General features: G+C 70.7%; 10 protein-coding genes and 1 pseudogene. 5 read left to right on the top strand and 6 right to left on the bottom strand.

The window, feature by feature from the left end:
* Window positions 1–74 precede the first annotated feature (74 nt).
* Window positions 75–614, top strand: a complete 540-nt coding sequence (locus RM788_RS14510) for a TetR/AcrR family transcriptional regulator (RefSeq protein ID WP_315932167.1) — start codon at window positions 75–77, stop codon at window positions 612–614.
* Between the two features lie 24 nt (window positions 615–638).
* Here the strand turns inward: RM788_RS14510 and RM788_RS14515 are convergent, their stop codons facing one another.
* Complete coding sequence (locus RM788_RS14515; protein ID WP_315932168.1) at window positions 639–1,118, bottom strand: SRPBCC family protein; 480 nt, start codon at window positions 1,116–1,118, stop codon at window positions 639–641.
* Window positions 1,119–1,653: 535 nt separating this feature from the next.
* Window positions 1,654–4,533 (bottom strand): excinuclease ABC subunit UvrA, encoded by a 2,880-nt coding sequence (gene uvrA / locus RM788_RS14520; protein WP_315932169.1) that lies wholly within the window; start codon window positions 4,531–4,533, stop codon window positions 1,654–1,656.
* Between the two features lie 543 nt (window positions 4,534–5,076).
* On the opposite strand from uvrA, the gene RM788_RS14525 reads away from it, so the two are divergent.
* On the top strand, window positions 5,077–5,865 hold the full coding sequence (locus tag RM788_RS14525) for a maleylpyruvate isomerase family mycothiol-dependent enzyme (RefSeq protein ID WP_399343527.1): 789 nt from the start codon (window positions 5,077–5,079) through the stop codon (window positions 5,863–5,865).
* 128 nt (window positions 5,866–5,993) lie between these two features.
* Here RM788_RS14525 and RM788_RS14530 read toward each other — a convergent pair.
* Window positions 5,994–6,953: pseudogene (locus RM788_RS14530) on the bottom strand (acyltransferase family protein); the annotation flags it as partial.
* A 127-nt stretch (window positions 6,954–7,080) separates the two neighbouring features.
* Here RM788_RS14530 and RM788_RS14535 point away from each other — a divergent pair.
* Both RM788_RS14535 and RM788_RS14540 read left to right on the top strand, forming a co-directional pair.
* The gene (locus tag RM788_RS14535) at window positions 7,081–7,758 is read left to right on the top strand and encodes an MBL fold metallo-hydrolase (RefSeq protein WP_315932171.1); all 678 of its coding nucleotides are present in this window, start codon (window positions 7,081–7,083) and stop codon (window positions 7,756–7,758) included.
* A gap of 78 nt (window positions 7,759–7,836) precedes the next feature.
* Entirely contained in the window at window positions 7,837–8,088 is a 252-nt protein-coding gene (locus tag RM788_RS14540) for a hypothetical protein (protein ID WP_315932172.1), read from the top strand.
* Window positions 8,089–8,159: 71 nt separating this feature from the next.
* On the opposite strand, the gene RM788_RS14545 is transcribed toward RM788_RS14540, so the two are convergent.
* The 3 genes from RM788_RS14545 to RM788_RS14555 all read right to left on the bottom strand — a co-directional run bounded on the left by RM788_RS14545 (window position 8,160) and on the right by RM788_RS14555 (window position 9,869).
* Entirely contained in the window at window positions 8,160–8,843 is a 684-nt protein-coding gene (locus RM788_RS14545) for a hypothetical protein (protein WP_315932173.1), read from the bottom strand.
* Between the two features lie 232 nt (window positions 8,844–9,075).
* Entirely contained in the window at window positions 9,076–9,414 is a 339-nt protein-coding gene (locus tag RM788_RS14550) for an immunity protein CdiI family protein (protein WP_315932174.1), read from the bottom strand.
* A 47-nt stretch (window positions 9,415–9,461) separates the two neighbouring features.
* The gene (locus tag RM788_RS14555) at window positions 9,462–9,869 is read right to left on the bottom strand and encodes a VOC family protein (protein WP_315932175.1); all 408 of its coding nucleotides are present in this window, start codon (window positions 9,867–9,869) and stop codon (window positions 9,462–9,464) included.
* 155 nt (window positions 9,870–10,024) lie between these two features.
* On the opposite strand from RM788_RS14555, the gene RM788_RS14560 reads away from it, so the two are divergent.
* Window positions 10,025–13,075 carry a discoidin domain-containing protein gene (locus RM788_RS14560; RefSeq protein ID WP_315932176.1) on the top strand — a complete coding sequence of 1,017 codons (3,051 nt, stop codon included), beginning with the start codon at window positions 10,025–10,027 and terminating at the stop codon, window positions 13,073–13,075.
* Window positions 13,076–13,098: the final 23 nt, after the last annotated feature.

Genomic DNA, 13,098 nt, shown 5'->3' on the forward strand with positions numbered 1-13,098 from the left:
ACCAGCGACAATCTGCTCAACCGCTGTTGAGCGAGAACGCTACACCTCTCGCTCAACAGCTGTAGAGTGAAGCCGTGACCGAGACCTCCCGCGACGCCAAACGCGCCCGCACCGCACAGCGCATCCTCGACGCCGCCAGACAGGAATTCGCGGCCCGCGGCTTCGACGGCGCGACGATCCGCAGCATCGCCGCCGCGGCGGGAGTGGACGCCTCGCTGGTCATGCAGCACTACGGCTCGAAAGCGGCCCTGTTCACCACTGCCGTCCAGCTGCCCGTCAACGACGGCAACAGCGCCGCAGAGCACCTCTTGGAAGTCCTCACCAACCGCCTGCGCGAACTGCCCCCGGAGACCAGCGCCCTCATCCGGTCCATGCTCACGGTGCCCGAAGCCGCCGACTCGATGCGGGCCCACCTCGACGAACGCGTCGACAACCTCGCCCGGTCACTGGACGGGGACGACGCACAGCTGCGCGCCCTGATCACCGTGAGCGGCATCCTCGGCCTCACGATCACGCAGCACTTCCTGAAGCTGCGCGCCTTCGACGACGTCCCCCACGAATCACTGCTGCGAGCCGCACGCGGCTGGACCGCATACCTGTCGAACGACTCGTAAATCCCCTTCCACGGCCCTCAACCCTCAGAGGGATCCGTCACCCACCCGACGCCCCGCGTGAAACCCCGCCAGGTACGTCCGCAGACCGCGCTTCCCGTGCCGCATCATCAACTCGTGGTTCGCCACCAACGCCGGCCGCGCCACCACCGCCACCTTGCGCAACAACGGCTTCCGCACCGTCACCACCTGCTCGTACACCAACCGCGCACCGCCGCCGTCCGCCTCGATCCGCCACCCCACCGTGCCGTCCAGATCACCAACCAGATCCGCGACCAACAACCCCCGCTCCGCGTCCTTGGTGTTGTGCCGCGCCCGGAACACCAACTCGTACGGCAGCAGCGACCGGCAGTACAACTCCGCACACCGATCATCAACCCGCACCGCCCGCCGCACCTCAGGCCACCAGAGCGGATAGCTCCCAAGATCGGAAAGCACCTCGAACGCCACAGCCGGCACACAGTCCACCAACCAGACGCTGCGAAAACGGTAGCGGTTCACCAACACCCCGCGAGTATCACCAACCACCCCACCACCCCGCGCAACCGGCAGAACCTCTTCACCCGTTCAGCGCACCAGGACAACAACACCAGGCGCAGGCGGCAAAGATCCAGGCAATGACGATGTGCCGTCGGAGACGGCCACGCGCGGGAGATAACCCGCCCCACCACCAACAAAGCCACCAAACCCCGCCGGCGGGCGCAGCCGCCCCCTCGCATCCGGCGCGGAGCGCCCGCCGCCCTACCGACGCGCAGCGAGGACGTCTTGTCGGCAAAGCCGATGCCTTGCCGACGCGCAGCAAGGTGCCTTGTCAGGCGCAGCCTGATGCCCTACCGACGCGCAGCGAGGTGCCCTAAACCGACACAGCCGACACAAGCGAAGCCAGACCTCCCCCTGCCCCCGATACACAGCGCCCTCCTGCCACACCCCTGTTTGTCAAGGCATCTTTCCCGCCTTGACAAACAGGGGTGTGGCATTGAGACAATCGCGCGCACGGGGGCCGGGCTACGCCACCCAGACACCCTCACCCCCACAGCCACCCTCACCCCACCGCCGCAGCCACCTCAACATCCAAAACCTGACGCAAGAACTGCCCCGTGTAACTCTTCTCCTCCCCAGCGATCTCCTCAGGCGTCCCCTCAGCGATCACCAGCCCCCCACCGGACCCACCCTCCGGCCCCATGTCCACAACCCAATCCGAAGTCTTGATCACATCCAGGTTGTGCTCGATCACGATCACCGAGTTCCCCTTGTCCACCAACCCGTTGATCACCCCGAGCAACTTCCGGATGTCCTCGAAGTGCAACCCCGTCGTCGGCTCGTCCAGGATGTAAACAGTCCGACCAGTCGACCTCTTCTGCAACTCCGAAGCCAACTTCACCCTCTGCGCCTCACCACCCGACAACGTCGGCGCGGGCTGCCCGAGCCGCACGTACCCCAGCCCCACGTCCACCAACGTCCGCAGATGCCGGTGAATCGAGTTGATCGGCTCGAAGAAGCCAGCGGCTTCCTCGATCGGCATGTCCAGAACCTCGGAGATCGTCTTCCCCTTGTAGTGGACCTCCAACGTCTCCCGGTTGTACCGCGCCCCCTTGCACACCTCGCAGGGCACGTACACGTCCGGCAGGAAATTCATCTCGATCTTGATCGTCCCGTCACCGGCACAAGCCTCGCAACGCCCACCCTTGACGTTGAACGAGAACCGTCCCGGCTGGTACCCGCGCACCTTCGCCTCGGTCGTCGACGCGAACAGCTTCCGGATGTGGTCGAACACCCCGGTGTACGTGGCGGCGTTGGACCGCGGGGTGCGCCCGATCGGCGACTGGTCGACCTGGACGAGCTTGTCGACCTCCTCCAACCCCTTGATCCGCGTGTGCCGCCCCGGCACCTGCCGCGCACCGTTCAGCTTGTTCGCCAGCACCGTCGCCAGGATGTCGTTGACCAGCGTCGACTTCCCCGACCCCGACACACCCGTCACCGACACCAGCGCCCCGAGCGGGAACGACACGTCGATGCCGCGCAGGTTGTGCTCGCGCGCGCCGATCACCGTCAACTGCCGCTTCTTGTCGATCTTGCGGCGGGTCTTCGGCATCGGGATTTCCTTGCGCCCGGACAGGTACGCGCCGGTCAGCGACTCCTTGTTCTTCAGCAGCGCCTTGTACGGCCCGCTGTGCACGACGTGGCCGCCGTGCTCACCCGCGCCGGGACCGATGTCGACGACCCAGTCGGACGTGCGGATGGTGTCCTCGTCGTGCTCGACGACGATCAGCGTGTTGCCGAGGTCGCGCAGCCGGATCAGCGTGTCGATGAGCCGATGGTTGTCGCGCTGGTGCAGGCCGATCGACGGCTCGTCCAGCACGTACAGCACGCCCACCAGGCCGGAGCCGATCTGCGTGGCCAGCCGGATGCGCTGCGCCTCGCCACCCGACAGCGTGCCGGACGCGCGGTCCAGCGACAGGTACGTGAGGCCGACGTCGACCAGGAAGTGCAGGCGCGCCTGGATCTCCTTGAGCACGGCTCCCGCGATCATCGACTCGCGCTTGCCGAGCTTCAGCCCGTCGAGGAACTCCGAGCACTCCGACACGCTCATCGCGCAGACCTCGGCGATGGACTTGTCGCCCTTGCGGGCGTGGTGCAGCGTCACGGCGAGGATCTCGGGCTTGAGGCGCGTGCCCTGGCACGTCGGGCAGGGCACCTCCCGCATGTAGCCCTCGTACTTCTCGCGCATGAACTCGGACTCGGTCTGCTCCTGGCGGCGCTCCAGGAACGGGATCACGCCCTCGAAGTTCGCGTAGTACGAGCGCTCGCGGCCGTACCGGTTCTTGTACCGGACGTGGACCTGCTCGTTCACGCCGTGCAGCACGGCCTTCTGCACCTTCGCGGGCAGCGAGCGCCACGCGGTGTCCATGCGGTAGCCGATGGTCTCGCCGAGCGACTCCAGCAGCCGGGTGAAGTACTCCGCGGTCTGACCGCCCGCCCACGGGGCGATGGCGCCCTCGCCGAGCGACAGCTCGTCGTCCGGCACGACCAGCTCGGGGTCGACCTCCTTGCGCACACCGAGACCGGTGCACGCCGGGCACGCGCCGTAGGGCGAGTTGAACGAGAACGAGCGCGGTTCGAGGTCCTCGATCGCGAGCGGGTGGCCGTTCGGGCAGGCCAGGTGCTCGGAGAAGCCGCGTTCGCGCTCCGGGTCGGTCTCCGGCAGGTCGACGAACTCCAGCACGACGAGCCCGTCGGCGAGCCGCAGCGCCGTCTCGACCGAGTCCGTGAGGCGCTGCTTGGAGCTCGCCTTCACCGACAGCCGGTCGATCACCACCGAGATCTCGTGCTTCTCCTGCTTCTTGAGCTTCGGCACCTCGGCCAGCGCGTACACGGTGCCGTCGACCTTGGCGCGCGAGTACCCCTGGGCCTGGAGCGCGGAGAACAGGTCGACGTACTCGCCCTTGCGGCCGCGGATCACCGGCGCGAGGACCTGGAACTTCACGCCCTGCTGCATGGCGAGGACCTGGTCGACGATCTGCTGCGGGGTCTGCTTGCTGATCGGCTCGCCGCACGCCGGGCAGTGCGCCTTGCCCGCGCGGGCGTAGAGCAGGCGCAGGTAGTCGTACACCTCGGTGATCGTGCCGACGGTCGACCTCGGGTTGCGGCTCGTCGACTTCTGGTCGATCGACACCGCGGGCGACAGGCCCTCGATGAAGTCGACGTCCGGCTTGTCCATCTGACCGAGGAACTGGCGCGCGTACGCGGACAGCGACTCCACGTACCGGCGCTGGCCCTCCGCGAAGATCGTGTCGAACGCGAGGCTGGACTTGCCCGAGCCGGAGAGCCCGGTGAACACGATGAGGGCGTCCCTCGGCAGGTCGAGGTCCACGCCCCGCAGGTTGTGCTCGCGAGCGCCGCGAACGACAAGGCGGTCTGCCACTGGGTGGTTCCCTTCGGCTACGGGTTGGCGAGTCCGGCCATGCGCGCACCGGTTCGTGCGGTACCGAACACACGTTCGAAAAAGCGTACTAAACACCACTGGTGCCCGCGCGCGGCGGGCCGACCCCGACTGGGGGCTGCCCCGCTGGAAGGCGGCCCCGCTGGAAGGCGGCCCCGCCGGAAGGCAGCCGGTGGAGGGCGGCCGGCCGCGGGAGGTGGGCCGACAACCATGCTAAGTGCGACCACCGACAAAAACGGTCGAGGCCTCGCCGGCATTCCCCGACGTGCCCACCGCGAAGCCACTTCAGTGGGCAGGTACCCCACCAACCCCATCCGTCACACGACAGGTGCGACCGGGAGAGCTATTTCACCCGATCGTGAGGGCCTTGCGACCCTCGGCATCCGGATCTGACACTCGGTAGAGTTCGGATCACCACCGCCAGGTGATTCCCGTGTGATCGGCCGCTACCGGTCCGCGGTGAACCCGGCCTAGGCTGGTCGGCACACAAAATTCGAGCCTCAACGTCGGGGAGAGGCATCACACATGAGCTTTGCCAACACCGGTTCCCAGGTGGAGTCGGTCGTACCCGCGCCGCGCGAGCAGTCCGGCGCGGCGCAACTGGCCGCCGGGCACCTCGTGGCCGTCGACCGCGCCACCGAGGCGTTCTACGCCGCCGTCGCGGAACTGGACACGGCCGCCGTGCGCGGCCCCAGCGCGCTGCCCGGCTGGAGCCGGGCGCACGTGATCAGCCACGTGGCCCGCAACGCGGACGCGCTGGTCAACCTGCTCACCTGGGCGAGAACGGGTGTCGAGCACCCGGCGTACACGAGCCGGGTGGACCGGGACGCGGACATCGAGGAGGGGTCGACGCGGACGCTCCAGCTGCTGCGGGCGGACCTCGACTCGGCGTGCCTGCGGTTCGCCGCGGCGGCCGAGAGCCAGCCCGCGGCGGCGTGGGAGGCGGAGGTCTCCCAGCCCAGCGGCGGGGCGCTGCCCGCCCACCAGGTGCCGTGGCTGCGGCTGCGCGAGCTGCTGTTCCACCTGGTCGACCTGGACGTGGGCGTCGACTTCGACGACCTGCCGGAGGAGCACCTGGAGGACCTGGTCGACAGCGTCGTGGCCGGGTTCGCGACCAGGCCGGAGTCGCCCGCCGCGCGGATCGACGTGGCGCTGCCGGGCGGCCGTCAGCGCAGCTGGGAGTTGAACACCGCGGGCACCGACAGCTCCGTCACCATCAGCGGTGACGCGGCCGACGTGCTCGGGTGGCTCACCGGCCGCCACGACGGCACCCGGTTGAGCGGGGACGTGCCGAAGCTGCCCAACTGGCTCTGAGCCGCCGCGCCGCCGGTGAACCGGGGTGCCAGCAGCCGGGCCGCCAGCACCAGGCGGACCAGCTCCGGCCCCCGGCTCTCGGCGGTGAGCCAGGTGTGGATCGGGCGCTCGACGAACCTCGTGAGCAGCCAGCCGAGCACGACGGCCGTGCCGAAGAAGCCGACGAGCTGGACCACCGGTCCGAGTCCGAGGCGGGCGAGGTAGAGCATCACCACGTAGCCGACCTCCTGGTGCACGAGGTAGACGCCGTAGGAGATGCCCGCCAGCCACTTGATCGGCTTGGCGATCGCGCGGATGGGCTGCACGTTCCAGTCCGGGCCGCTGGCGGCGGCGCAGTACCCGAGCAGCAGCACGCCGAGGCCGAGGGTGGACTCCAGGTCGGAGCTGTGGACGGCCTGCGCGCCCAGCGCGCACACCAGCAGCGCGCCGAGGTGGCCGTTGCCGAGCCTGCCCTTGGACCACAGCCAGATGCCGATGCCGATCGCGAACAGCTGCGCGCGGTGCACGCCGAGGCCGTCGTAGAGCGTCCGGACCACGCCGGGGTCGGTCGTCCAGACGCGCATGACCAGCGGTCCGAAGACGAGCGTCCACAGCAGCACGCGCAGCCACGGGCCGCGCAGCCGCGAGCAGAGGAACGCCCCGGCGACGAACCCGGTGATCTGCACCGGCAGCGTCCAGTAGGAGAAGTCGACCAGCCGGACGTCCGGGATCCAGTTCTGGAGCATGAAGACGTTCATCACGAGGTCGCGGAACTCCAGCTGGCTCCACCCCTCCGGCGCGATCCACCTCAGCACGCCGAACGTGAACGTCGCCGCCACCACGTACGCGGGCAGCAGCCGCGACAGCCGGTTGCGCAGGAACCGCACGGGCTCGCCCTTGGCCAGCGACGCGCACGCGAAGTAGGCGGACATGACGACGAGCCCGCTGGCCCCCATCTCGAGGGGGAAGGTGAACAGCGGGCGGCCGAGTTCCGGGTGCACCAGCGGTCCCGCGTGCGTGGCGTGCTGCAGCAGGACGGAGAACACGGCGAGCACCCGCAGGACGTCCCAGTTGATCCGTCGGACGGAGGCGCGAGGTGAGTTCGACACGAGGTGGGAAACCCGTTCCGGAGTGTTCGGCAACGTCGGATTCGATCGTTACCAAGCCTAAGGGGTCAACCTGTAGGGACCCTGAAGGAGTGCGCCACAAGTACCCGAACGACTACCGTCGGCCATTGTGGACGTACAAGAGGACTACACCGGTCACGTCGAACCGGGCGGCCCAGCGGCCCGCCGGACGCTCGGCGCCCTGACCATCACGAAGATCTCCGTCGGCCCGATGGACAACAACGCGTACCTCCTGGTGTGCCGGGCCACCGGTGAGGCCCTGCTCATCGACGCCGCCGCCGAACCCGAACGCCTCTCCGACCTGGTCGGCCACGGCCCGGACCGGCCGAGGCTCAAGACGATCGTCACCACGCACCAGCACGCCGACCACTGGCAGGCGCTCGGCGCGGTCGCGGAGGCGAACGGCGCAGACACCATCGCCCACGCCCTGGACGCGGGCCCCCTTCCGGTGCCGCCGGACCGGCTCGTGGACCACGGCGATACCATCCGGGTGGGTGACGCGGAGCTGTCGGTCATCCACCTCCGCGGCCACACGCCGGGCTCCATCGCCCTGGTCCACCACGACCCGGAGGGCCATCCCCACCTGTTCACCGGCGACTCGCTGTTCCCCGGCGGCGTGGGCAAGACCTCGTCCCCGGAGAACTTCACGTCGCTGCTGGACGACGTGTCCTCGCGGATCTTCGCCGAGCTGCCGGACGACACCTGGTTCTACCCCGGCCACGGTGACGACTCGACGCTCGGCGAGCAGCGCGGTCACCTGGACGAGTGGCGTTCGCGCGGCTGGTGACCACTGCCGGAGCCCCGGTCGCCGGGGCTCCGCGCGGTGGTGGGTGATTTTCCGGCCGGTACCGCCCGACGTCCGCCGATGGCGTGGACCACTGATGGAGGAAGAAGGGGTTCGGCGATCTTCACGTACGAGTTCGGCACCGTCGAGTGGATGTGGACCGAGGGCACCATCAGGGTGAACCTGCCCGGTGGTTACGAGCGCGTGCACCAGCAGAGCGGCTTCCCCGAGGTGGTGGAGGTGCTCTCCGCTCTCGGCGCCACGGGATGGGACGTGGCCACGAACGCCGCTGCGGGAAACTGGCTGTTCTGGACGTTGAGGCGACCGCGCTGAACTCCGACCCCGCCCGAACGGGACGGCACCGCGAGACCCCGGTCGCCGGGGCTCCGCGCGGTGGCTCGTGATCACGTCCGGTCGACCGTGAGTTCGGCGACGCCCGCGACGGCGTCGACGGCGTAGTGGTCGGTGGCGGTGTCGAGGTCGGCGGTGCGCAGCACAGTGCCGCCCGCGAGACCCGAGGTGGACGCGCCGTCGATCACGGCGTGGCCCGCGCCGCCGCTGAACCGGACCTGGGCCTGCGCACCCCGCGGCAGGTGCAGGTCGAAGATCGAGGCGCCGCCGGTCATCCGGACCGGGACCGCGCCGGTCGGCGGGGGCAGCGTGAGGTCGATCCGGTCGGAGCCCGCGCCGAAGTCGACGGACTTGAGCTTGGCGGTGCGCAGGTCGAGGGTCTGGACCTTGGCGCCGCCGTTCAGGTGGACGCTCCACGTCACGTCGGACGCCAACTCGATGCGCGCCTCGTCGGCGTTGTCGAACGAGAGGTCGACCACGTCGCCGTCGACGGTCGCCCGCGGCACCACCCGCTTGCCGTCCGGTGACCACGCGCGGAAGAGGTCGCCGCCCAGGTCGGCCGAGCGGACGACGATGGCGGTGGCACCGGTCAGCAGGGTCAGGTCCGCCTGCGTGCGGCCCGCGCGATCGGCGGTGACCGGGTGGTCGGGCTCGGCGGTCGCGCGGCTCGGGGACGAGGAACATCCCGACACGGCGAGCACGAGCACCGCGGCCAGGACTGGCCACCGCTTCCCCATGGGCACTCCCTCGGTCTGGTAACGCTCCCAGGGATTCCCCGCCGCGGTGTTCCGGTAAACCCGGACGGGTGAACGGGGCGGCCGATCGTGCTCACCGGGGTCGATTTGGAGACGCCCGAGCAGCAGGCGGTGGGATGCGTTCAGGTGTCGACGCGCGGGTGGTCCACGTGCCGGACGGGCAGCGCGCGTTCGACGTGCCGGACCACACCACGCGGCCGGGCCGCAGGTCACCTCAAGGCGTGAAGACGCGGTCGTAGCCCGCCACGTGGAACTCGACGCGCACCCCGAGCACGGCGGCCAGCCTGCCCGCGAGCGACTCGCCCCGAGCGCGCCAGGCCGCCGTCGTGGGCTCGTCCGGGAAGCCGGAGCTCATCGGGTCGTCGCTCACGAACACGGCCTGGAACTCGTCGTCCCAGGCCTCGATGGCGGCGGCCAGGTCGGCGGGCACGCCGTGGCCCGCGGCCAGCCGGTCGGGGGAGCAGTTCTCCCTGATCACATCGCCCGCCCGGAGGACCCACAGGCAGTCGGTGATCCACTCGGGGGCCAGCCGCACCGACAGCAGTTCCGCCATGCGGCCATCCTCCCGGCGGCGGACCCCGCACCGCCGCCGGGGTGGGATCAGGACTGGGTGATGTTGACCATCCACGGGATGCCGAAGCGGTCGACGCAGGCGCCGAACTCGTCGCCCCACATCTGCTTCTCCAGCGGGACCGAGACCGCGCCGCCGTCGGAGAGCTTCTCCCAGTAGCCGCGGAGGTCGTCGGCGTCGCCGCCGCTCAGGCTGATGGTGACGTTGGTGCCGGGGTTGTGCTCCATGCCGGGCGGGGTGTCGGCCGCCATCAGCGTGTAGCCGGCGTCGGTCTTCAGCTGACCGTGCATGATCTTGTCCGCGAACGGCGAGTCATCCGCGCCGAACTCGCCGAACGTGCTGAGCGTCAGCTCACCGCCGAACACGCCCTGGTAGTACTCCATCGCCTCGCGGGCGTTGTCGGCGAAGCTGATGTAGGGGTTCAGGACTGAGGCCATCACGCGCTCCTTGGTAGCGACGGGGACCGCATCGTCGCAGAGCGTTCCGGATGCCGCCATAGGGAGCAATTCCTCATCCGACAGGGGAAAACGGCCGGTCACCCGTGGTGAGATTGACCAGCGGTCTTGGACAACGTTGTCATGAGGAGGCTGGCGTGTTCCTGCTGAACCGGCGGCAGTTGCTGGGGTTGATCGGCGCCACCACCGTGGCCGGTGCGGCGGGCGGTGTCGGGCGGGCGGCGCCTGCCGCGGCGGATCCGGTGGCCGACACCTACTACCGCGTCCTGCTGCGGCACACGCGGTGGTCGGAGACGCGGTTCGACACCGCCGCCGGGCACTACACGCGCACCGACTTCGGGTTCGCCGTGGTGCTGGGCAACGCGGTCCTGGTGACCAGGGGCGCCTACGACGCGCAGGTCGCGGGCGTGGAGCGGGACGTGCTGCGGGCGCGCACGGTCGCCACGATCAAGCACTTCGCCGCGTCGAACCTGCTGGCGGGTGGCGCCGAGTGGGGCAAGACCCTGTTCTGGGACACCACCTTCCAGTCGTACTTCGTCCTCGCCGCCCGGCTGCTGTGGTCCGACCTGGACGCCGCGACGAAGTCCTCCGTGGACACCATCGTCCGCGCACAGGCCGAGTACACGACCGCGCTGGGCACCGGGGACGACCCGCGGTCGGGCGGCTGGACGCCGAACGGCGCGGCGGGCGGCTTCGCCGGTGACACCAAGCTGGAGGAGATGGGCGTCTACGCCCAGGCCCTCGCGCCCGGACTGGCCTGGGCCGACCAGCCGCCGGACGCGTGGCGCTCGGCTTTCGGCCGGTGGAGCCGGAACGCTTCGGGGCTGCCCGCGGCCGACCTCGCGAACCCGAGGCCGGTCGACGGCGTGCCGGTGAGCGCCAACACCGCGGCGAACCTGCACGACACGTTCCTGGTCGAGAACCACGGGTCGTTCGGGCCGCACTACCAGGAGGAGCTGTGGCGCACGTCGGCGCGCAACTCCATCCACTTCCTGCTGGCCGGCCGCCCGCTGCCGGAGGTGATCACCGCGCAGCCCAACGGGGAACGCCTGTGGCGCACCATCCTCGGCACGATGAGCGACGCGGGCGAGCCGCTGATGCCGATGGTCGCCGACCGCGAACACCTCTACGGCAGGGACGTCATCCCGTTGGCGTTCCGCGCGCAGGTGCTGGGCGACCGCTACGCCGCCCGCGCCGAGGCCGATCTCGCGGCCAGGCTGGAGGCCTACCAGGCGTACGCGCCCGCGGACCGGGTCACGAAGTTCTCCGGTGAGCCGAAGTACGAGCCGGAGGCGCGCGGCGAGATCGCGATCAGCTACCTGCTGCACGAACTGCTGCCCCGGCCCGTGCCGGCGACGGCCGCGGAGCTGTTCCGGCACGCGAGCGGCGCCACGGACTTCGGCGTCGGACCGGGTCTGCTGGCGCACCAGTCGGAGTCCGCGTGGGCGGCGACGGTCAGCAAGGCCGGGTTCGTGAAGTTCGCCTGGCAGCCCGGCCACGACGACTGGCTGTTCGCGATCAGCGGCGCGTCGCCGATGTTCCTGCCGTCGACCGGACCGGCCGTGCGGACGCGGTTCGCCAAGGCGTACAACGGGATCCGGGACGGGTTCGACGCGACGGCCGGTGTGCTGGGCTTCGACTCCGGGCGCGCGGGCATGGTCACGCTGCCGACCGGGACGGTCGTGTACGCGACCTCCGGTGTCGCGGCGGGCGAGGGGCGGGTGGGGGTCCACAACCGCACGATGCCCGGTGTGCCGGGGCTGGACGGCGACCGCGTGTTCACCGCCGCCGAGGGCAGCGCGACGGTGCGGGCCACCGACAACGCGGGCGCGGGACGGGTCGACGACCTGTCGTTCGCCCGCACGACCGCGCGGCACGTGCGGATGACCGGCGTGACCCCGTACCCGACCTACGGCTACTCCGTCTTCGCGTTCGAGGCGCGGGACGGCGCGACCGGGGCGGACGCGGCTCGCGGCCGTCCGACCACCGCGTCCTCGTTCGACACCGGCCGCGACCCGGCGTTCGCGACCGACGGCGACGCCACGACGCGGTGGGCGGTGTCGCGGGCCGACCGGCTCCGCGCCGACAGCTGGCTCTCGGTCGACCTCGGCGCGGCCGTCCCGGTCGACCGGGTGCGCCTGCGCTGGGAGACCGCGGCCGGGCAGGCGTACCGCGTGGAGACCTCCGCGGACGGCGTGGCGTGGACGACCGCCGTGTCGTACCCGCACGACGACCTGCGCAGCACCGGCGGCTGGCTCGACGTGGACGGGCGCGCCGGGTTCGTCGTGCACGGCTCGACCGCGCCGATCGCCGTGCGCGGCGACGCGGTCGTGCTGTCGGACGGTCCCGCCGCCGGGTTCCTCGCCGAGGGGTACGCGGGCGCGTCGCGGGACTTGGCCGCGATCGCCGCCGCGGGCGCGCCGACCTGTCCGGCGGGTGTCCGCGCGAGCACCGCCGACGGCTACCTGAGCCTGTTCAACCTGAGCGCGCGGCGGGTCACCGGCACGGTGTCGATCACGCAGCCGCGCACCGGGACGCGGCTCTACCAAGGCGTTCAGCGGACCACGGCGACCGGCACCGACTACGACCTGGCGCTCGACGCCGCGAGCGCACGGGTCGAGCCGGTCCGGTTCACGCTTCGGAAGGCCACCGGCGGCGCGCTGCCGGTCGGGCTGACCGTAACGGTCGTCGACGGCCAGCGGGTCAAGGCGAGCGGCCCGGCGGCCATGCTGGTCGTCGCCCAGACCGGCGGGATCGAACTGCCCCTGCCGAGCGGCGCCGAGGTCGTGTTCCCGACCGGTCGGCCGTACCCGCTGGCCGATCTGGCGGCCGGGCGCGTCACGTTCCCGACGTCACCGCTGCCTGCCGGCATGTCCGATCCGGCGGCGGCGGTGGACGACGACCCCCTGACAGCGTGGACTCCGGGTCCGAACGGGCGTCTGGTGATCGACCTCGGCACGTCGTGCGCGCTGTCCGGTGTGCAGTTGACCTGGGCCGCCGGTCTGGTGCCCACGGCCACCCTGGCGACCAGCGCCGACGGCCGGACCTACCAGCCCGTGGCGGCGGCCGTCCCGCGCGGCCGCAGGTCGACCGTCGCGGTCGCCACCACGGCCCGGTACGTGGCCGTGGCCACCGGGTGGCGGACCGGGCAGGCCGCGCTGGTGTCCGTCGTGGTGCGCCCGGCGTAGGACACCGTCGGGCCCGACACCGG

This window comes from Umezawaea sp. Da 62-37 (genome assembly GCF_032460545.1).
Lineage (GTDB): Bacteria > Actinomycetota > Actinomycetes > Mycobacteriales > Pseudonocardiaceae > Umezawaea.

What these genes read in the sequence shown, in the direction of transcription:
- RM788_RS14525 (WP_399343527.1), top strand. Translation starts at nt 5,077, where the DNA reads ATGAGCTTTGCCAACACCGGTTCCCAGGTGGAGTCGGTCGTACCCGCG.
- RM788_RS14545 (WP_315932173.1), bottom strand. Translation starts at nt 8,843, where the DNA reads ATGGGGAAGCGGTGGCCAGTCCTGGCCGCGGTGCTCGTGCTCGCCGTG.
- RM788_RS14550 (WP_315932174.1), bottom strand. Translation starts at nt 9,414, where the DNA reads ATGGCGGAACTGCTGTCGGTGCGGCTGGCCCCCGAGTGGATCACCGAC.
- RM788_RS14540 (WP_315932172.1), top strand. Translation starts at nt 7,837, where the DNA reads ATGGCGTGGACCACTGATGGAGGAAGAAGGGGTTCGGCGATCTTCACG.
- RM788_RS14555 (WP_315932175.1), bottom strand. Translation starts at nt 9,869, where the DNA reads ATGGCCTCAGTCCTGAACCCCTACATCAGCTTCGCCGACAACGCCCGC.